21 protein-coding genes are annotated in these 21,327 nt (G+C 35.0%); 19 read left to right on the forward strand and 2 right to left on the reverse strand.

The features are described 5' to 3' along the window. Window positions 1–12 precede the first annotated feature (12 nt). The 3 genes from ABJD27_RS08930 (at window position 13) to murB (ending at window position 2,749) form a co-directional block, all read left to right on the forward strand. Window positions 13–399 (forward strand): DUF1573 domain-containing protein, encoded by a 387-nt coding sequence (locus ABJD27_RS08930; RefSeq protein WP_348163385.1) that lies wholly within the window; start codon window positions 13–15, stop codon window positions 397–399. Between the two features lie 139 nt (window positions 400–538). Beyond that, window positions 539–1,729, forward strand: a complete 1,191-nt coding sequence (locus tag ABJD27_RS08935; RefSeq protein WP_348163382.1) for a pyridoxal phosphate-dependent aminotransferase — start codon at window positions 539–541, stop codon at window positions 1,727–1,729. A gap of 3 nt (window positions 1,730–1,732) precedes the next feature. Beyond that, window positions 1,733–2,749 (forward strand): UDP-N-acetylmuramate dehydrogenase, encoded by a 1,017-nt coding sequence (gene murB / locus ABJD27_RS08940; RefSeq protein WP_348163379.1) that lies wholly within the window; start codon window positions 1,733–1,735, stop codon window positions 2,747–2,749. Window positions 2,750–2,822: 73 nt separating this feature from the next. Here murB and ABJD27_RS08945 read toward each other — a convergent pair whose 3' ends face one another. Continuing rightward, window positions 2,823–3,305 carry a fasciclin domain-containing protein gene (locus tag ABJD27_RS08945; protein WP_348163445.1) on the reverse strand — a complete coding sequence of 161 codons (483 nt, stop codon included), beginning with the start codon at window positions 3,303–3,305 and terminating at the stop codon, window positions 2,823–2,825. 152 nt (window positions 3,306–3,457) lie between these two features. Between ABJD27_RS08945 and ABJD27_RS08950 the strand changes: the two genes are divergently transcribed. The 14 genes from ABJD27_RS08950 to ABJD27_RS09015 all read left to right on the forward strand — a co-directional run bounded on the left by ABJD27_RS08950 (window position 3,458) and on the right by ABJD27_RS09015 (window position 16,584). Further along, window positions 3,458–4,009 carry a sigma-70 family RNA polymerase sigma factor gene (locus tag ABJD27_RS08950; RefSeq protein ID WP_348163376.1) on the forward strand — a complete coding sequence of 184 codons (552 nt, stop codon included), beginning with the start codon at window positions 3,458–3,460 and terminating at the stop codon, window positions 4,007–4,009. Beyond that, a complete protein-coding gene (locus ABJD27_RS08955; RefSeq protein ID WP_348163373.1) occupies window positions 4,006–4,764 on the forward strand; it encodes an anti-sigma factor in 759 nt (252 codons plus the stop codon). Before ABJD27_RS08950 ends, ABJD27_RS08955 begins: the two co-directional genes overlap by 4 nt. A 66-nt stretch (window positions 4,765–4,830) precedes the next feature. Next, window positions 4,831–5,028 (forward strand): membrane or secreted protein, encoded by a 198-nt coding sequence (locus ABJD27_RS08960; RefSeq protein WP_348163370.1) that lies wholly within the window; start codon window positions 4,831–4,833, stop codon window positions 5,026–5,028. 12 nt (window positions 5,029–5,040) lie between these two features. Beyond that, window positions 5,041–6,156 carry a glycosyltransferase gene (locus tag ABJD27_RS08965; protein WP_348163367.1) on the forward strand — a complete coding sequence of 372 codons (1,116 nt, stop codon included), beginning with the start codon at window positions 5,041–5,043 and terminating at the stop codon, window positions 6,154–6,156. Next, window positions 6,147–6,716, forward strand: a complete 570-nt coding sequence (locus ABJD27_RS08970) for a sigma-70 family RNA polymerase sigma factor (protein WP_348163364.1) — start codon at window positions 6,147–6,149, stop codon at window positions 6,714–6,716. Before ABJD27_RS08965 ends, ABJD27_RS08970 begins: the two co-directional genes overlap by 10 nt. After that, window positions 6,713–7,948 carry a divalent metal cation transporter gene (locus ABJD27_RS08975; protein WP_348163361.1) on the forward strand — a complete coding sequence of 412 codons (1,236 nt, stop codon included), beginning with the start codon at window positions 6,713–6,715 and terminating at the stop codon, window positions 7,946–7,948. Before ABJD27_RS08970 ends, ABJD27_RS08975 begins: the two co-directional genes overlap by 4 nt. A 59-nt stretch (window positions 7,949–8,007) precedes the next feature. Beyond that, a complete protein-coding gene (gene tgt / locus ABJD27_RS08980) occupies window positions 8,008–9,138 on the forward strand; it encodes a tRNA guanosine(34) transglycosylase Tgt (protein WP_348163358.1) in 1,131 nt (376 codons plus the stop codon). 1 nt (window position 9,139) lies between these two features. After that, entirely contained in the window at window positions 9,140–10,216 is a 1,077-nt protein-coding gene (locus ABJD27_RS08985) for an LptF/LptG family permease (protein WP_348163357.1), read from the forward strand. Continuing rightward, window positions 10,203–11,117, forward strand: a complete 915-nt coding sequence (locus ABJD27_RS08990) for a DMT family transporter (protein WP_348163354.1) — start codon at window positions 10,203–10,205, stop codon at window positions 11,115–11,117. The genes ABJD27_RS08985 and ABJD27_RS08990 overlap by 14 nt, the downstream gene beginning before the upstream one ends. 70 nt (window positions 11,118–11,187) lie before the next feature. Then, a complete protein-coding gene (locus ABJD27_RS08995; RefSeq protein WP_348163352.1) occupies window positions 11,188–12,141 on the forward strand; it encodes an acetyl-CoA carboxylase carboxyltransferase subunit alpha in 954 nt (317 codons plus the stop codon). Between the two features lie 169 nt (window positions 12,142–12,310). Next, a complete protein-coding gene (gene dnaB / locus ABJD27_RS09000; protein ID WP_348163350.1) occupies window positions 12,311–13,840 on the forward strand; it encodes a replicative DNA helicase in 1,530 nt (509 codons plus the stop codon). Window positions 13,841–14,226: 386 nt separating this feature from the next. Then, window positions 14,227–15,486: an asparagine synthetase B gene (locus ABJD27_RS09005; protein ID WP_348163347.1), complete on the forward strand. Its 1,260-nt coding sequence runs from the start codon at window positions 14,227–14,229 to the stop codon at window positions 15,484–15,486. A gap of 3 nt (window positions 15,487–15,489) precedes the next feature. Then, window positions 15,490–16,017 carry a DUF922 domain-containing protein gene (locus tag ABJD27_RS09010; protein ID WP_348163344.1) on the forward strand — a complete coding sequence of 176 codons (528 nt, stop codon included), beginning with the start codon at window positions 15,490–15,492 and terminating at the stop codon, window positions 16,015–16,017. Window positions 16,018–16,128: 111 nt separating this feature from the next. Next, on the forward strand, window positions 16,129–16,584 hold the full coding sequence (locus ABJD27_RS09015; RefSeq protein ID WP_348163341.1) for a hypothetical protein: 456 nt from the start codon (window positions 16,129–16,131) through the stop codon (window positions 16,582–16,584). Window positions 16,585–16,634: 50 nt separating this feature from the next. Here the strand turns inward: ABJD27_RS09015 and ABJD27_RS09020 are convergent, their stop codons facing one another. Further along, on the reverse strand, window positions 16,635–17,174 hold the full coding sequence (locus ABJD27_RS09020) for a DUF2911 domain-containing protein (protein WP_348163338.1): 540 nt from the start codon (window positions 17,172–17,174) through the stop codon (window positions 16,635–16,637). Between the two features lie 265 nt (window positions 17,175–17,439). On the opposite strand from ABJD27_RS09020, the gene asnB reads away from it, so the two are divergent. Together asnB and gyrB are read left to right on the forward strand one after the other, a co-directional pair. Further along, window positions 17,440–19,110: an asparagine synthase B gene (gene asnB, locus ABJD27_RS09025; RefSeq protein WP_348163335.1), complete on the forward strand. Its 1,671-nt coding sequence runs from the start codon at window positions 17,440–17,442 to the stop codon at window positions 19,108–19,110. 258 nt (window positions 19,111–19,368) lie between these two features. Further along, window positions 19,369–21,312 (forward strand): DNA topoisomerase (ATP-hydrolyzing) subunit B, encoded by a 1,944-nt coding sequence (gene gyrB / locus ABJD27_RS09030; RefSeq protein WP_348163332.1) that lies wholly within the window; start codon window positions 19,369–19,371, stop codon window positions 21,310–21,312. Window positions 21,313–21,327 lie beyond the last annotated feature (15 nt).

A 21,327-nucleotide genomic window follows, 5' to 3' on the forward strand; every position in this document is an offset into this window, starting at 1 on the left:
ATATTGGAAATTATGAAAAAACTAATGTTATTGTTGTTTACTGGTCTTATGATGATGAGTGTAACAGCCCAAGAGAAAAAAGCAGCTATTACTTTTGAAAGTGATGTTGTAGATTATGGAGAGGTAGATTATGGAGCAGATGGAGTACGTGAATTTAATTTTACAAATACTGGTACAGACGTGCTTATTGTAGCTCGTGTATATTCAACGTGTGGATGTACAGTTCCTGAAAAACCGGAAGGTCCTATTAAACCAGGAGAAAGCGGTGTCATAAAGGTAAAATACGATACAAAACGTCCAGGCCCTATTAGAAAAACAATTACAGTGTATTCTAATGCATCTGAAGTCCCATACACCCTTAAGATTAAAGGGAGTGTTAAGCCAGAAGCTGGAAAGTAATACTCTTTAAAAATTATTTTTTAAAAGCCACTCATTGAGTGGCTTTTTTATTTAGTATAGATGCTGCTTTTTTTTGAGAACGAATCTATAAATACCAATATAAATTTGCATTTTTGTAAAGCAAAAAAAGAAAACAATTATGCCAGTAATTTCTAATAAGGGGCAAATTATGCCTCAATCTCCTATTCGTAAATTAGTGCCTTTTGCAGAAGCAGCAAAAGAAAGAGGAATACAAATACATCACCTTAATATAGGGCAACCAGATATAAAAACACCACAAGTAGCACTTGATGCTGTAAAGAATAATGCAATAGAAGTTTTGGCTTACTCGCATAGTGCAGGTTTTGCATCTTATAGAGATAAACTAGCGAGTTATTATAAAAAAAATGGAATTGATGTATCTTCTGAAGATGTTATTGTTACTACAGGAGGTTCTGAAGCATTGCTTTTTGCCATGGGTAGTATAACAGATCCAGGTGATCAAGTAATTATTCCTGAGCCTTTTTATGCAAACTATAATGGATTTGCTACAGCTAGTGGAGTGTCTGTGGTTCCTGTAATATCAAATCTTGATTCAGGTTTTGCATTACCTCCTATTGCAGATTTTGAAAAACTAATTACTTCAAAAACGAAAGCTATTGTTATATGTAATCCAGGAAACCCAACAGGATACCTGTATAGTGAAGATGAAATTAAACAACTAGCTGTGCTCGTAAAAAAGCATGACCTTTTCTTAATTGCAGATGAAGTATACAGAGAATTTGCGTATGATGGCTTAAAACATCATTCTGTGATGACACAACGTGATATAGATGCGCATACTATTATGATAGATTCTGTGTCAAAACGATATTCAATGTGTGGTGCACGTATAGGTTGTATCGTAAGTAGAAATAAAGAATTAATAAGTACAGCCATGAAGTTTGCTCAAGCTCGCTTGAGTCCACCTACATTTGCACAAGTGGCAAGTGAAGCTGCTTTGGAAACACCAGAATCATACTTTACAGATGTTATTGAAGATTATGTATCAAGGCGTAATACACTTATTGCGGGACTCGAAACTATTCCTGGTGTAAAAGTTGCAAAACCGAAAGGTGCTTTTTATTGTATTGCAGAACTTCCTGTAGAAAATGCAGATGCTTTTGCACAGTGGTTATTAGAATCTTTCCAACTAGATGGTAAAACGATTATGGTTGCACCAGCAGCAGGATTTTATTCTAGTAAAGGAGTTGGACTTAATCAAGTGAGAATTGCATATGTTTTAGAAGAAAACTTACTTAAAGAAGCTGTAGAAATTTTACGTGCAGCGTTAAAAGAGTATAAAGAGTAATATATGACATCTAGGAAAGCTTCTTTAAAAAAATACAATACGTTTGGCATCGATGTACACGCCCTTGAAATTTTATCTGTGACATCTGTATCAGATTTACAGCGTATTATAAAAGAAAAGCATCCTTCAGAACTATTTATTATTGGAGGTGGCAGTAATATGTTATTGACTAAGGATATTGATAAATATGTAGTTCATATTAATAATAAAGGCTATCATGTCCTTGATATGCCTTCTGACGAAAATGAAGTACTACTTAAGGTAGCTGGAGGTGAAAACTGGCATGATTTTGTTCTATATTGTATAGATCATAATTATGGGGGAGTTGAGAATTTGTCTCTTATTCCAGGTAATGTAGGTACAGCTCCTATTCAAAACATAGGAGCCTATGGAGTTGAGCTTAAAGATGTTTTTTATGAATGTGAAGCTGTCTCTAGAAAAGATGGGACTATAAAAATATTTTCACGTGATGAATGTAATTTTGGATATCGAGATTCTGTTTTTAAAACGGAATTAAAAGATCAATACGTAATTACATCTGTTACATTTAGATTGACATCAAAGAAACATACTATTACTACAGATTATGGAGCTATTTATGATACACTTATCGCAAAAGGCATTACAAAGCCAAACATAAAAGACGTGTCAGACGTAGTTGTAGAAATACGTCAATCTAAACTCCCAGATCCAGCAAAGATTGGGAATAGTGGAAGTTTTTTTAAAAACCCAGTAATATCTCAAGCTGTTTTTTCAGAATTACGTAAGAAGTTTCCGGAGATCCCCTATTACCCTATAGGATCAGATCAAATCAAAGTGCCAGCAGGATGGCTTATAGAGCAAGCAGGTTTTAAAGGGAAACGTTATGGGGATGCAGGTGTTCATGAAAAACAAGCATTAGTACTTGTTAATTATGATAAAGCAACAGGAACCGAAATATGGGAATTGGCTCTACGAATTCAAGAGGAAGTAAAAGCTAGATTTGGACTTACAATCACTCCAGAAGTTAACGTGTTTTAATGCTGAATGAATATATAAAAAATAGCCTTATTCTTTGAACAAGGCTATTTTTATACAAAAATAACGGCTATAATTATTTAGGTAATACAACGCTGTCTATTACATGAATGACTCCATTAGATGCTTTTAAATCTGTGGCAGTTATTATTGAAGTGCCTCCATTTGCATCTGTAAGAATCACTTGTTTTCCCTTAAGAGAAGCAATTAAAGTACCGCCATTTACAGTTTTAATAGCAAACTTTCCACCTCCTTTTTTGATAGCTGTAATCACATCTGCAGCTTTAAAGTTTCCAGCAATAACATGGTATGTCAAAATTGCAGCTAATTTACTTTTTGATTCAGGCTTTAGAAGTGATTCTAATGTCCCTTTAGGTAATGCATCAAATGCAGCGTTTGTAGGTGCAAAAATAGTAAATGGTCCCTCTCCTTTAAGTGTGTTTACTAAGTCTGCGGCTTTTACGGCAGCAACTAGACTAGTATGATCTTTTGAGGATAAAGCTACATCTACAACATCAGATTGGGCTATAGATAAAGTTGAGAAACAGAATGTTAACATGGCGAAGATTAAAATCGTCTTTTTCATAATAAAAATTGATTTGTTGAGTTAATAATTAAAAGTTGTTTTCATTTGTAATAGATACGCCGTAACTTTAAAGAGCAGATTTCTATGCATTCACAAACTTTTGTTAAATCAAAAACCAACCATTTTTGAAACCATTTATAGAACAACATATCGTTGAGCTACTAAAAGCTCAAGATGAACGTGCTATAGGATTATTATACGATCACTATGCAGATGCATTATTTGGTGTTGCTATAAAAGTGACCAAAGATGAAGTACTTGCACAAGATGTCTTGCAAGAATCTTTTGTAAAAATCTGGAAAAATGCAAGTCGTTATGACGCAAGTAAAGCACGGTTGTTTACGTGGCTATTCCGAGTTGTGCAAAATACAGCCATAGATGCTGTAAGAAGTAGACAACGCAAGACCGTAAAAGAAATCCAAATACAAGATTCTAACGTATATCATATACCAACGACAAAGTTTGCTATAGAACACCTTGATATAGCAGCTCATGCAAGTGGACTTGAAGATAAATATAGAGTCGTTATAGACGCTCTTTTTTTTCAAGGAATGACCCAACAAGAAGCAAGCGATGAGTTAGATATTCCTTTAGGGACTGTGAAATCAAGGTTGAAAATAGGATTAAGAGAATTGCGCAAGCTATTTGGTATAGTCATTGTATTTTTGTCATTATGAATGAGAGAGTAAAGATATTTTTAGAAGGCGATTTGCTAGAGCGCTACTTGATGGACACCACATCTCCTATGGAGTCTAAGGAAGTAGAGCATTATATAGAAAAGTATCCTGAAGTGAAGAAAACGTACATAGAGCTTCAAGAGAATTTAGAAGAATACGCAACATCTTATGCTGTAACTGCACCATCAGATCTTAAGGATAAGATTTTAAAACAAGTCACGACTCGTTCTAAACCAGCAATCCCGTTACTAGCTATTACGGCATGTGTTGCAACAATTCTTTTTGGAATTATGACATTTATGATCTGGCGCCAAAACCAAGAACTACTAGAAGATAGAAGACTTACAACACAACTTATAGGGAATCTTAATGATGATATTGTTTCTAACCGAGAAACACTTCAATCGGTAGAAGAGCAATTTATGATTCTTAATAACTCTGCTACAGAAAAGTATGTCTTAAGAGGTAATAGGCATGCCCGTAAACTAGAAACAGTAGCATATGTGAATATGCTTGAAAAAAAATCATACGTACATGTAGTAGCTCTTCCAGAATTACCAGATGAGCAGGTGTATCAAATGTGGGCAGATGTAGATGGACATATGGTACCATTGGATATTTTAAAAATAACCAAAGAAAACCTTGTAGAGATTCCATACGAAGAACGTATGGCAAGTCTTAATATTACCATAGAACCCAAAGGAGGCAGTAAAGAAGCTACGGTAGATAATCTTGTAGCCAATATTTCCTTCTAACTATTTTATGGGTTTTTGAGTAAGTGATTTTTTGAATTCTTCGTATATTTGCACAAAATATATACTATGAAATTACTCCTTCTTACACTAGCGCTTTTAGGTCTTGCCGTTGCAGGAATTGCAATAAAGTTATGGGCAAAAAAGGATGGTAAATTTGCAGGTACTTGTGCAAGCCAAAGCCCATTTCTTAATAAGGATGGAGAAGCTTGTGGTATGTGTGGTAAATTACCTTCGGAGATGGGAGACTGTAATAACGATCAGTAAGTACTGACGATATTGAAGATTCTACTCACTTACGTATTATATACTTTTATAGGAGTAGCAGCCATTAATAGCTGTTATTATCTTTTTTTCTTTGTATTCGCTTTCGCGAAAGCGAAACAAAAAACGTCCCCTTACTTACCTCCTGTATCCCTTATTATCTGCTCTAAGAATGAAGCCGAAAATTTACGAGAAAACATCCCTAAATGGTTGAAACAAAAGTACCAAGAATTTGAACTTGTACTTATAAATGATGCCTCCATAGATGAGACAAAAGATGTTATAGAAGAATTTGCCTCATTGCATACCAATATTGTTCAAGTACATGTAGAAAATAATGAAGCATTTTGGGGAAGTAAGAAATACGCACTTACATTAGGAATTAAAAAAGCAACCCATAAACATTTACTATTTACAGATGCCGATTGTCATCCTGAATCCCCTTATTGGATACAGGGCATGGCAAATCACTTTATAGGCAAAAAAGAACTCGTATTAGGATATGGAGCCTATGAAAAGATAAAAGGCTCATGGCTTAATAAATTAATTCGTTTTGAGACAGTACTTACTGCTATGCAATATTATAGTTATGCTATTGCTGGGAAACCCTATATGGGAGTAGGTCGTAACCTTGCCTACACGACACATCTATTTTATGAACAGCGAGGGTTTATAGATCATATGCAAGTGCAAAGTGGCGATGATGATCTTTTTGTAAATCAAGCGGGAACCAAAGAAAATGTTGCAGTAAATTACCAATCAAATAGTTTTACAATTTCAAAACCTAAGAAGACATTTTCCGATTGGTTTACTCAGAAGCGTAGGCATGTAAATGTAGCATCACATTATCGTTTTGCAGATAAGTTTTTTTTAGGACTATTTTATACAAGTCAATTACTGTTTTTTGCACTAGCATCCTTACTACTTACACTTTTGTTTCAATGGGAAATAGTGGTAATTGGTGTTGTTGCACGATATCTTATCTCATGGTTATCAATAGGAATGAGTGCTTATAAGCTCAAAGAAAAAGATGTGATATACTTATATCCTATTAATGAATTATTTTTATTATTTTTCCAATTGAGTATCTTTATCACAAATTTGATCTCAAAACCTAATCGTTGGAAATAAATCCCACTACCGTTTTTTCTGAAATCCAAAATGCAAAAGAAGGCAAACAAAGCGCCTATAATTTTTTGCTTAATACTTTTTGGAATGAAGTGTATAATTTTCAATTAAAACGTACTAAAAATGAATATGAAGCCGAAGAGATTACAATTCAAACATTCTCGAAAGCTTTTGATAAAATAAGCACTTATAAAGAAGAGTATAAGTTTAATACGTGGCTTATTACAATTTCTAAGAATATTCATATCGATATTTTAAGAAAACACGAATCGTCTATACGTTCTAAAATTACCAGAAAAGAAGAAGACGGTGTTTATAAAATTCCAGATGAAAACCCTACACCAGAAGATGCATTAATCAAGGAACAAAATCTTGCGCAACTCTTACGATATATTAAAATGTTAAAACCTCATTATCAAGAGATGATTAACTTGAGATATTTCCAAGAAATGAGTTATAAGGAGATGGAAAAAACATTAAATGAACCTATGAATAATGTAAAGGTTAAATTACTTAGAGCTAGAAGACTCTTGGCAGATATCATTCAAAAAGCAGAGAGATGAGCAGTATCTCTCTTAAGAAACTAGGTCCAGGTCTTCTATTTGCAGGAGCAGCTATTGGAGTATCTCACTTAGTACAAAGTACACGTGCTGGAGCCGATTTTGGTTTTGGTTTATTGTGGGCTTTAATTCTTATTAATATTATTAAGTACCCTTCATTTCAATTTGGACCACGATATGCAGCAGCGACAGAAAAAAGTTTACTAGAAGGATATTTAGGTTTAGGTAGAGGAGTTTTGATTACCTATTTTGTGCTTTCGCTGCTTACTATGTTTACGATACAAACTGCAGTAACCATTGTGACAGCTGGTCTGGCAGTACAACTTTTTGGGATATCAGAAAGTGTAGCAGTGTGGAGTGTTGTCATTACATTAGGTTGCTCACTTATTCTTGCCGTAGGACGCTATAAACTACTAGACAGTCTAATGAAGGCAATCATTATTATACTAACATTAAGTACGATGGTTGCGGTTCTTTTTGCTTTTCGCGAAAGCATACAAACAGATGGAATAGGATCATCGCAAGGACTCGTGCAATTATTACCTACTGATGCAGCTGGTCTGGCTTTTTTAATCGCTTTTATGGGATGGATGCCAGCACCATTAGATATTTCTATATTTCATTCTTTATGGACACTTGAGAAAGGTAAAACTCAGAAGAATGATGTCAAAACATCCTTATTTGATTTTAATATAGGATATTTTGGAACTGTAGTATTGGGAATTTGTTTTGTAACGTTGGGAGCGCTTATTATGTTTGGATCTGGTGAGACTTTTTCTAGTAAAGGAGGAGTGTTTGCAGGACAGTTGATTAATATGTATACGACAAGCTTAGGAGGTTGGGCAACTGTCTTGATAGGAGTTGCAGCTTTTACAACGATGTTTAGTACTACATTAACAACGCTGGATGCATCGCCAAGAGCTATGTCTACCGCTACAAATTTATTGGGTGCTAAAGGGATATTTAAAACATACTTATTCTGGCTAGTTGTCCTTATTCTAGGTACAAGTATTATTCTTTTTTTCTTTGTAAGTGAGATGGGAGTGTTAGTGAAAGCAGCAACGATTCTATCATTTCTGACAGCACCGTTTTATGCCATTTGTAATTTTCTGGTTTTTAGAGATCCAACGATACCTAAAAAAGAACGATTAAGTATGCCTATGAAGATTTATAGTATTGTGAGTATCTTGTTTTTGATTGTTTTTAGTCTCTGGTTTATAAGTACATTGCTTTAACTAGATTTTATCAAAAGCCCTATAGCACATCGTATTTATAAAAACTATCTTTGCGCCCTATGCAATTTGACCTTCTTACAACAGATCCTGCAAGTAAAGCAAGAGCAGGAAAGCTTACAACAGATCACGGAGTGATCGAGACTCCTATTTTTATGCCTGTTGGAACAGTGGCTTCTGTAAAAGGAGTACACCAACGTGAGTTGCGAGAAGATATCGATCCTGATATTATTTTAGGAAATACCTATCATTTGTATTTACGCCCAGGAACAGAGATTTTGCAAAAAGCAGGAGGTCTACATAAGTTTATGAGTTGGGATCGTCCTATTCTTACTGATAGTGGTGGTTTTCAAGTGTATTCTTTGTCTAATAGACGTAAGATTAAAGAAGAAGGAGTAAAGTTTAAATCTCATGTAGATGGATCTATGCATTTGTTTACGCCAGAAAATGTCATGGAGATCCAACGTAAGATTGGAGCAGATATCATTATGGCTTTTGATGAGTGTACGCCATATCCTTGTGATTATAGATATGCAAAGCGATCTATGCATATGACACACCGTTGGTTAGATAGATGTATTACACATTTTGAAAAAACACCTGCTCTATATGGATATGAGCAAGCGCTATTTCCTATTATACAAGGAAGTACATATAAAGATTTAAGAACACAATCTGCCGAGTATATTGCAAATTCTAATGCTTTTGGAAATGCGATAGGAGGATTATCTGTAGGAGAACCCGCCGAAGAGATGTATGCTATGACAGAAGTGGTGACGGCTGTATTACCAGAAGAGAAACCTAGATATTTAATGGGAGTAGGGACTCCAATTAATATTTTAGAAAACATAGCATTAGGTATCGATATGTTTGACTGTGTGATGCCTACTCGTAATGCTCGTAATGGGATGTTGTTTACTGCACATGGTACCATTAATATTAAGAACTTAAAATGGGAAGATGATTTTTCGCCTATAGACGAAATGGGAATTACTTGGGTAGATACAGAATATAGTAAAGCATATTTGCGCCATTTATTTAAATGCCATGAGTTATTAGGAATGCAAATAGCTACCATTCATAATTTAGGATTTTATATGTGGCTTGTACGAGAAGCTCGTAAACAAATTCTTGCAGGTACATTTGTTACTTGGAAAGAGATGATGGTAAAACAAATGGATAAGCGTCTGTAAGATGAAAATTTTAGATTGGTACATAGTAAAACGTTATCTCGGGACATTTCTCACGATGCTTCTGCTATTTATACCCATTGGGATTACAGTAAACTTAGCAGAGAAGATAGATAAAATTCTAGCAAATGATGTCCCTTTTGTTGAAGTTGCATTGTATTACTTGAACTTTACAATTTACTTTGCAAACTTACTTTTTCCATTATTTCTTTTCCTATCAGTTATTTGGTTTACTTCAAAACTAGCAAACAATACAGAAGTTATTGCATTTTTAAGTAGTGGGGTTTCTTTTTGGAGATTCTTGCGTCCATATATGATTGGAGCAACAATAGTCTGTCTAGGAGCATTTGTATTAGGGACATATCTAGCACCGAGAGCAAATAAAGGCTATAATGAGTTTATTTATGAGTATCTCAAAAGGCATAAGAAGGATAAAGAAACAAAAGATATTTATCGTCAGATAGCAGATAATGATTATATCTATGTAAGTAACTTTAGTACTAAATCAAAAACTGGACGTGATTTTACTTGGGAACATTTTGACGGAAACCAAATGACCTATAAAATCTCAGCAGCTCGACTTAAATTTAATCCAAAAGACACTACGTATACATTATTTAATTATAAGAAACGTACTATTGGAATAGATGGAGATATCCTAGAAGGGAAGCAAAAATTAGATACTATTTTGCCATTTGACTTAGATGACTTAACACCTGTAAAATATATAGCAGAGACTTTTACAACCTCTGAGCTTCGAAAATTTATCAAAAAAGAAAGAGCACGTGGATCTTCTTATATAAGTCGTTATGAGGTAACACTTCAAAAACGTTTCAGTTTACCAGTTGCTGCTTATATTCTTACCATTATTGCGGTTGCAGTATCTGCAATGAAGCGTAGAGGAGGTATGGGATCTAATCTTGCGTTTGGAATTATGCTAGCTTTTATATTTATCTTTTTTGATAAGATATTTGGAACATTAGCAGAACAGTCTGATTTTCCACCACTAGTTGCTGTGTGGCTTCCTAATATTCTGTTTGCTATTTTAGCAGTATATCTATTGCAAAATGCAAAACGCTAAACTACGTAGTTATCTACATTTTCATCTCATTGTATTTATATGGGGATTTACGGCTGTATTAGGCGCACTCATTAGTATAGATTCAGTGCCACTAGTTTGGTTTCGGATGGGGATGGCTTCTGTTTTTATTCTCTTGTATATTAAATGGAAAAAGATAGATATTTCGCTTTCGCCAAAAGCGCTTTTGTCCTTTTCTATAGCAGGTGTCATTATTGCATTACACTGGTTGACGTTTTTTGGTGCTATTAAAGTATCCAATGTTTCTATAACATTGGCTATGATGAGTACAGGTGCTTTTTTTACAGCATTGTTAGAACCTATCTTTTATAAACGTAAATTAATTTGGTATGAACTTTTATTTGGACTGATTGTCATAGGGGCACTTTATTTAATTTTTGAAGTACAACCAGAATATAGACTGGGTATAGGACTTGCACTGCTTTCTGCATTATTGGCTGCTATTTTTACATTAGTAAATGGCAAATTTGTACATAAACACAATCCCACGAAGATTTCGTTTTATGAATTATTAATAGGATCCTTTTTTATTACGCTGTATTTAGCTTTCGCGAAAGCGGATACCTTCTTTTCAATAAACTTTTTTGCATTGCCATATACAGATTGGATATATCTTTTGGTTCTTGCTACAATCTGTACAGCCTATGCTTTTATAGCTTCTGTAAAGGTGATGAAGCATTTGAGCCCTTATACACTTATGCTTACCATAAACCTTGAACCAGTATATGGTATTTTACTTGCATTTATGGTCCTTGGAGATAAAGAACAAATGAGTCCAGAGTTTTATTACGGAGCCATTGTGATACTTGTAGTGGTCATAGCAAATGGGATTCTAAAAAATAGAAATCTTTTACGTGCAAAAAAAGCAACAGGAGTAGATTAGAAACTAGTATATTTGTAAGATAAACCTAACAACCCCCTTTCGAGAAATCGAGAAAGGTAATAAACTGAAAATGGAATATTTAGATTTCGAATTACCCATTAAAGAGCTAGAAGAACAACTAGAAAAATGCGTTATTATAGGTGCAGAAAGCGATGTAGATGTAAGCCAAACCTGTAAACAAATTGAAAAAAAACTAGCGCAAACTAAAAAAGACATTTATAAAAACTTGACAGCATGGCAACGTGTACAATTGTCAAGACACCCTAATCGTCCTTATACATTGGACTATATAAATGCTATTTGTGGAAATACATTTTTAGAACTTCACGGAGATCGTAATGTTAAGGATGACAAAGCAATGATCGGTGGTCTTGGAAAGATCGGAGATCAAAGCTATATGTTTATTGGACAACAAAAAGGGTATAATACAAAGACACGACAATATCGCAATTTTGGGATGGCAAATCCTGAAGGGTATCGTAAAGCACTTAGACTAATGAAAAGTGCAGAGAAGTTTAATGTACCAGTTATTACCATTATAGATACACCAGGTGCATATCCAGGATTAGAAGCAGAAGAGCGAGGACAAGGAGAGGCAATTGCACGTAATATTCTTGAGATGACACGCCTTAAAGTACCTATCATTGTGTTAATTATAGGGGAAGGAGCTAGTGGAGGAGCCTTAGGTATAGGTGTAGGTAATAAAGTACTTATGCTTGAAAATGCTTGGTATTCTGTAATATCTCCAGAAAATTGTTCTTCTATACTATGGAGAAGCTGGGAGCAAAAAGAAATTGCAGCAGAGGCTTTAAAACTAACAGCAAAGGATAGTCTTAAACTTAAAGTAATCGATGAGATTATTAAAGAACCTCTAGGAGGAGCACACGCAAATAGAGCTCAAACATTTGAAACTGTAAAAGAGGCAATTGTTGCTTCTTTTGAAGAATTAAAAAACTTATCACCAGAAGAATTGGTAGATAATAGAATGAATAAATATTCAGAAATGGGAGTATTTAAAGGTTAAGACCCATTTTTTCACTTAACACCAAATCCGAGACCTTTTGAGTTTCGGATTTTTTTGTGACTATTAACAATAAAGTAAACTTATTAACAGTTCAATTGTTAATGAGGTGTTGACATTGAGCTTTTGCAAAAGAACCAACCCCTTTAACAATTTGTTTACATTCGTAACCATGGAAAAAATCAAGCCCACTCCAGCATATAATATCTCATCAGGACAAGTAATTTCATTAGAAAAAGGTAAAATACCACCACAAGCAGTTGATTTAGAGGTTGTTGTGATTGGCGCATTGATGATTGATAAAAAAGGAGTCGATGAAGTTATTGATATTCTTTCTCCAGATGTTTTTTATAAAGATCAACATAAACACATTTTTGAAGCTATTAGAATCCTCTTTGAAGAAGGGCAGCCAGTTGACTTATTAACTGTTTCTGAGCAGCTTAAGAAAATGGCAAAATTAGAGGCTGCAGGTGGTGATTTTTATTTGATTCAGTTAACCCAAAAAGTAGCATCATCTGCACATATAGAGTATCATGCACGTATCATATTACAGAAATTTATCCAACGATCTTTAATTAAGATTTCAAACGAAATCATCGAAGAAGCGTATGATGATACCACCGATGTTTTTGATTTACTAGATACTGCAGAGAGTAAACTATATGAAGTAACTCAAGGAAATGTAAAACGTAGTAGTGAGTCTGCTCAAAACTTAGTAATTCAAGCTAAGAAGAAGATTGAGGAAATGTCTAATAAAGAGGGAATGTCTGGAATTCCTACTGGATTTACAAAAGTAGATGCATTGACCTCGGGATGGCAACCTAGTGATTTAATTATTGTAGCTGCACGTCCAGGTATGGGTAAAACCGCGATGACCCTTACGATGGCACGTAATATGGCGGTAGATCAAAATATACCAGTTGCATTCTTCTCTCTGGAGATGTCATCAGTACAGTTGATTACACGTTTGATTTCATCAGAGACGGGACTTTCTTCTGAGAAATTACGTACCGGTAAATTAGAAAAACATGAATGGGAGCAACTTAACGTTAAAGTAAAAAGTTTAGAAAAAGCACCGCTTTTTATAGATGATACTCCATCACTTTCTATTTTTGATTTGAGGGCAAAAGCACGTCGTTTGGCATCTCAATTTGGAATAAAGATTATCATGATAGATTACCTTCAATTAATGACAGGTGGATCTGCACAAAAAGGAGGCGGAAATCGTGAGCAAGAAATCTCGATGATTTCTCGTAACCTAAAAGCATTGGCAAAAGAACTCTCTATACCAGTAATTGCCTTATCACAGTTATCTCGTGCTGTAGAGACACGTGGGGGAAGCAAACGACCTTTACTATCCGATCTTCGTGAATCTGGAGCGATTGAGCAAGATGCAGATATTGTATCTTTTATCTATCGTCCGGAATACTACAAGATTGAAGAATGGGATGATGAAGAGCGTAGCCCGACAGAAGGCCAAGGAGAATTTATTGTTGCAAAACACCGTAATGGAGGTTTAGATAACATCCGATTGAAGTTTATAGGCCACTTAGGTAAGTTTGATAACCTAGATGACTTTAGTACACCTTATGAATTCCACAGTAGTATGAATGCTGCTGCAAATGATGACACCTTTAAACCAGATAGTCTCCCATCACCAGATCAAGCTTTTGGAGGCGAAGATGATGGAGTGCCTTTTTAAGAAGACATTACCGTGTTGTGCCTACTTAAAATAACTGTTTTACAATAGTCAAAATGGATCGGACTTGTCAGAGATGTAATTTTAATAAATTAGATTCTGAATATATAGTTTGTCCCAAGTGTAAAGCACTAAATTTTAATTGGAATATTAAAAATACTGAGTGACTATTTGAAATTTTTCCTTCTTAGATAAAGTTGGTTTTTATATATTTTTTCTTGTCTCTTGATTCTTTAAGTGAAGCAATCTAGATTCTATTAATCATCGACTGTATAACTTCATACTGTTAACTAGATACTAATCCCTCACTCTGGCACCACTTTTGTCATAAGAAAACCGTATTTTTAAACGTTACAGACTATACCAGTTGATAGTCTGTGTTATTGCTTATGAAAAATTTTTTAATAGTATTTGTTTTTATCATGTTTGGTCAGTTTGCACAAGCATCTTATATACTTTTGCCCATGGACTTAGAAGGGCAGAAGGAACACCTTAAAGCTTACGGAATTACCTATTGGACCCTTGATCAGCAAATCAAAGTAAAGTGGTTACTTAATTATAGAGGCGGTTCTTTTTTATTGCCAGATACAGAAGAGATCAGAAGAGAGTGCACCATACGTGGGGTTTCTTACGAGGTATTATCTGATAGTAAAACCGAAGAATTACTTACTATGATAGGAAGCCCTTCTCAGAATATGGAAGCGGTTGTTCTTGAAAAAGCACCTAAAATTGCGGTATATACTCCAGATAGTAAAGTGCCTTGGGATGATGCCGTAACGATGGTGTTAACCTATGCAGAGATTCCTTATGAGACGATTTATGATGAGGAAGTGTTAAGTGATCAATTAATATTGTATGATTGGTTGCATTTACATCATGAAGATTTTACAGGACAGTTTGGTAAGTTTTATGGAGCCTACCGTTCAGCACCTTGGTATATAGAAGAAAAGAAAACAGCTGAGAACTTAGCTGCAAAACTGGGTTATGATAAAGTGTCTGAAGAGAAAAGAGATGTCTCTTTAAAAATAAGAGACTATGTTGTAGGTGGAGGTTTTATGTTTGCTATGTGTAGTGCTACCGATAGTTTTGATATTGCACTTGCCGCTGAAGGAGTAGATATTTGTGAACCCATGTTTGACGGTGATGCCTCAGAAGCAGGATATCAATCTAAAATAGACTTTGGGAAAACATTTGCGTTTAAAGACTTTACCTTAGAGCGTTCTCCTACAACGTATGAATTTTCTACCATAGATATGACGCGTAAACGTCGTATCCCTTTTGAAACAGATTATTTTACCCTTAAAGATTATAGCGCAAAATGGGATCCTATTCCTACAATGTTATGTCAAAATCATACAGCTTTAGTAAAAGGATTTATGGGGCAAACAACCTCATATGATGCAAATACTATAAAATCAAATGTCCTTGTTATGGGAGAAAACCTAACAAATGGGGAAGCGAGATACATACACGGAATCAAAGGAAAAGGCTTTTTTACATTTTATGGTGGTCATGACCCAGAAGATTATCGTCATAGAGTAGGAGATCCTAAAACAGAGTTGGAACTACACCCTAATTCTCCAGGATATCGTTTGATATTAAATAATGTTCTTTTTCCAGCAGCTCGCAAAAAGAAACAAAAGACCTGATATATGAATCGAAATAAAGTACTTGGGATTATTGGTTTGATCGTATTATGTTCATTTATGGTAGCTCCAGAACGTATTGCTTGGAAATCTGATGTAACATTGTCTTGGTCCGATTTTAAAGGAAAATCTAAAAGAGGGGATAAGTTTGTAGCTAGTACAAGTAGTGGCATGAGTCAATCATATGTAATAGATGCAAATGGAATCCTAGATAAGTCGGAGACGTATGTAACAGCTCATTTTTACCCTGAGTATTCTTGGTATAAGGCAAAAGATACAACAAGAGCTTTGTTAAAACATGAACAAACTCATTTTGATATTACAGAAGTACATGCGCGTATGCTCAATGCACGTATTAGATCCTATTCTTTTACTTCAAATTCTAAAGCAGAAGTAAAGGCACTTTATGATAGAATAGAAAATGAGCGACGTGAGATGCAAAAGAAATTTGACGAAGAAACAAATCATTCAATTAATAGGGAGGCTGAAAAAAAATGGGAAGCAAAAATTGCAAAGTTGCTTTTGCCTCAATAGATATTCTTTTCTTCAAAGAATAATTATTATAAATTATAAGAACTACGCAAAATCATTTCGTTGTTTGAATTTACTATTGCTATCTCAAATAATAGTAATTAAAACTGATGAATGATTTATACGATAGAAAAAGCAAATTTAATCACAGTACAATTACGGAAATTTACGACAGGATATTCACATCATGTAGTTGGGCAATTTGCCAATATTGACTTTTGGCTACAAGAAGTAATCGATGCTCAAAAAGTAATCGATGCCTACAGATATCGATTTACCAGTATGTGTGATACTCAAAAAGAATGGGTAGAAAAACATGATGTAAGGGTCTCTGATTATTGTCAAATTTGTAGAGGAAAATGTGAATTAAGTGATGGAAATCCACCACCACCATCACCACCTATGCGTATGCCAAGTTCAGAATTAGATACGACACGAAAAGAATTGGTAAATGCGATGTATTATTTCTTAGCACGTTGTTATAGAATAGGCCTTCTTAATGATGCAACATTGAAGCAAAAATGTGATATAATAGGGACTAGTATTGATCCAAGTGATTTGAATACATAAAAAAAGTCCTCCCATTGGGAGGACTTTTTTTATGTATTATATAGTATTTCTTAGTTGTAAAAAGGTACTTCAACACGTGTAGTTCCCCATCCCATAACAAGGTGATATCCTGCGTCTACTCCTTTAAATGCAATAGAGAAAGACTCCACTTCTTTTCCGCTAGCTACAGGAACTGTAATACGAGCAACATCGTTTGCTTCTTTATATGCATATGCACCCCAATCATCAAGATCTGAATTTAGAATGATTGTCCATTCTTTTTCTCCAGGTATTGTAAATAAAGAATATGTTCCAGCTTTTACTGTTTTACCTCCAAATTTATAATCTTTTGTCAGTTTGATCTCAGTAGCTTCATCTGCACCAGTACGCCATACTTTTCCGTAAGGAACTAATTTTCCAAAAAGTTCACGACCTTTTTTCTGTGGACGACTATAAACTACTTTCATTGTTGGCTTTGCGCGACGATCTGTTTTTGCATAAGAAATGTCTGTTGGGCTTTTTTGAAGACCAGCAAATTCATCTTGAGCATTAGCTGTAGGAGCAGCTATAAAAGCTATTACTACTAGAGCAATTGTAAATAATTTTTTCATTTTGAGTTTAATTTTGGTTAAAGATACAGTGGGTATCTATTATAGATTGTTAAATAAAACCTAAGATTTTTTCAGAATGTTCAGTCGTAATTTGTTGTAAAAACTTTCAAAATCTTGCGAGGTATGCTTTCGCGAAAGCAAAATTCTTTTGAATAATCATTATAAATCTATTTTTTGTTTCAATATGTAATTAATACTTGATTTATAGTTTTATTAATGAAAGTATAATTGCATTTTTGGCTTATCAATTTAAAATAAGATCATTATGTGCGGAATAGTATGCGCCTTTGAATTAAAGCAAGATGTGATGACATTACGTCCTCAGATATTAGAAATGTCTAAGAAAATTAGACACAGAGGTCCGGATTGGAATGGTGTATATCATGCAGAAAAAGCAATCTTAGCTCACGAACGTCTAGCTATTGTAGACCCAGCTTCTGGAAAACAACCATTATTTAATAAGGAAGCTACCTTAGTGCTTGCAGCCAATGGAGAAATTTATAACCATGAAGAGCTCAAAAAAAACCTTACAACAGACTACGAATTTCAAACGGCTTCAGATTGTGAGATCATCCTTGCACTATATGAAGAGAAAGGGGAGGATTTTGTAGATGATCTTAATGGAATTTTTGGTTTTGCTTTATATGATACCAAAACAGATACGTACTTTATTGCCCGTGATCATATGGGGATTATTCCTTTGTATATGGGATGGGATTTGCACGGAACATTTTATGTAGCTTCAGAACTAAAAGCATTAGAAGGCGTTTGTTCAAAAATTGAGCTATTCCCTCCAGGGCATTATATGTCTAGTAAAGATGGTAAACTAGTACAATGGTACAAGAGAGATTGGATGGAGTATGATGCTGTAAAAGATAACGAGACAAGTATTGATGATTTGCACGATGCATTGGCCGCTTCTGTAAAGAGGCAATTAATGAGTGATGTTCCTTATGGAGTGTTGCTTTCTGGAGGATTAGATTCTTCTATTACTAGTGCTGTAGCAAAGTTGTACTCAGAAAAACGTATTGAGTCTGGAGATAAACAAGGAGCTTGGTGGCCACAACTACATTCTTTTAGTATTGGACTAGAAGGTTCGCCAGATCTTGCTGCGGCTCAAATAGTGGCAGATCATATAGGGACTGTACATCACGAAATTAAATTTACAATTCAAGAAGGTCTAGATGCTATCCGAGATGTGATTTATCATTTAGAAACCTATGACATTACAACAATACGAGCGAGTACGCCTATGTATTTAATGGCACGAGTTATTAAATCTATGGGAGTAAAAATGGTCCTTTCTGGAGAAGGAGCCGATGAGATTTTTGGAGGATATTTATATTTTCATAAGGCTCCAACAGCAAAAGATTTTCATGAAGAGACTGTTCGTAAACTGGATAAATTACATATGTATGATTGTCTTCGTGCAAATAAATCACTAGCTGCTTGGGGAATTGAAGGGCGTGTTCCTTTTCTGGATAAAGAATTTATGGATGTTGCTATGCGTCTTAATCCAAAGGACAAAATGATTACAAAAGAACGTCGAGGAATGGAGAAATGGGTATTGCGTAAAGCTTTTGAAAAATACTTACCAGATAGTGTTGCTTGGAGGCAAAAAGAACAGTTTTCTGATGGGGTAGGCTATAGTTGGATAGATACACTTAAACAGGTGGTAGATAAGGCAGTGAGCGATGTGCAAATGGAGAATGCGCATCACCGTTTCCCAATCCATACACCGCAAAATAAAGAAGAACTTTATTATCGTACTATTTTTGAAGAGCATTTTCCAAGTGATGCTGCTGCGTTATGTGTTCCTTCTGTTCCTTCTGTAGCGTGTAGTACGCCTATTGCTTTAGAGTGGGATGAAGCTTTTAAAAATATGAATGATCCATCTGGAAGAGCCGTAGCCATGGTACATGAAGATGCTTATTGAAAACATGGATTATAATAGGTAAAAACGCTGGCTATATGCTAGCGTTTTTTGTTTGATAATATGTCATTCATAAATAAATTTGATTTTGTGAGGGTACGCTTTCGCGAAAGCGCATAAATACTATATCTCCCGAGTATTTTGTTTTTCACAAATTGTTGATAACTTCAAGGCTTTTGATGCTGTTTTTGACCTGTAGAAGATACCCTTTTTCTATATTTGTTAACCTTTGATTTTTAAGACAATTTAAGAAGACTACATATGAGCGAAGACGCTAACAAAAATCAGTATTCAGCAGATAGTATTCAGGCCCTTGAAGGGATGGAACATGTACGTATGCGACCATCGATGTATATCGGTGATGTAGGCGTAAGAGGATTACACCATTTGGTATATGAAGTTGTTGATAACTCCATCGATGAAGCGATGGCTGGACACTGTGATACGATCAATGTTACTATTAATGAAAATAACTCTATTACAACACGTGATAACGGTCGTGGTATTCCTGTAGGAATACACAAAAAAGAAGGAGTATCTGCTCTTGAGGTTGTTATGACTAAGATCGGAGCTGGAGGTAAATTTGACAAAGATTCATATAAAGTTTCTGGAGGACTTCACGGAGTTGGAGTTTCTTGTGTAAATGCACTTTCTGATCATCTAAGAGCAACGGTATATAAAGAAGGTAAAGTTTGGGAGCAAGAATATGAAAGAGGAAAGGCAATGTACCCTGTTAAGGCCATTGGGGAAACTGATTTTACAGGTACAGAAGTTACTTTTTTACCAGATACAAGCATCTTTACACAAACGGTAGAGTATAACTATGATACGCTTGCTTCTCGTTTAAGAGAACTGTCATATTTAAATAAAGGATTAACAATTACTCTTGAAGATAAACGTCAACCAAAAGAAGATGGAACATTTGAGGGAGAAACTTTTTATAGTGAGATTGGTCTTGCCGAGTTTGTACGTTTCTTAGATGGAACACGTCATGCCATCATAGGAGATGTAATCTCTATGGAAGGAGAAAAAAATGGTATTCCTGTAGAAGTAGCTATGATTTATAATGATAGTTATTCAGAAAATTTACACTCGTATGTAAATAATATTAATACCCACGAAGGAGGAACACATTTAGCTGGTTTCCGTCGTGGTCTTACAGGTTCTTTAAAGAAGTTTGCAGATAATTCTGGAATGCTAGATAAGCTTAAGTTTGATATTGCGGGAGATGATTTCCGTGAAGGATTAACAGCGATCATATCTGTAAAAGTAGGAGAGCCTCAGTTTGAAGGGCAAACCAAAACAAAATTAGGAAACCGTGAAGTAACATCGGCCGTTTCGCAAGCAGTTGCAGAAATGATCGAAATTTACATGGAAGAAAATCCTAACGATGCAAAGGTAATCGTACAAAAGGTAATTCTTGCGGCGCAAGCACGTCATGCGGCTAAAAAAGCACGTGAGATGGTGCAACGTAAGACCGTGATGAGTATCGGAGGTCTTCCTGGAAAATTATCTGATTGTTCTGAAACCGATCCAACATTATGTGAAGTATTTCTTGTAGAGGGAGATTCGGCAGGAGGAACGGCAAAACAAGGCCGTGATCGTGAGTTTCAAGCTATTTTGCCATTACGTGGTAAAATCTTGAATGTAGAAAAAGCGATGCAACATAAAGTTTTTGAAAACGAAGAAATCAGAAATATCTTTACTGCTCTTGGAGTTACCATAGGAACCGAAGAAGATAGTAAAGCTTTGAATCTTTCAAAATTACGTTATCATAAAGTAGTGATTATGTGTGATGCCGATGTCGATGGTAGTCATATATCAACACTGATATTAACGTTCTTCTTCCGTTATATGAAAGAACTTGTAGAAAACGGTTATGTATATATTGCAACACCGCCATTATATCTTGTAAAAAAAGGACAGAAAAAGCAATATGCTTGGGATGATGAACAACGTGATCAAATCGCAGAATCATATGGAGGTCAAGGCGTGTCTATACAACGTTATAAAGGTCTTGGAGAGATGAATGCTGAACAACTATGGGATACAACCATGAATCCTGAATTTAGAACATTAAGACAAGTAGCGATAGATAATGGAACCGAAGCAGATCGTATTTTCTCAATGCTTATGGGAGATGAGGTTCCACCTCGTCGTGAGTTTATAGAGAAAAACGCTGTGTATGCAAATATTGATGCTTAGTATAAAACGATATAC

It is taken from the genome of Dokdonia sp. (genome assembly GCF_039945015.1).
In the GTDB taxonomy this organism is placed as follows: Bacteria; Bacteroidota; Bacteroidia; order Flavobacteriales; family Flavobacteriaceae; genus Dokdonia.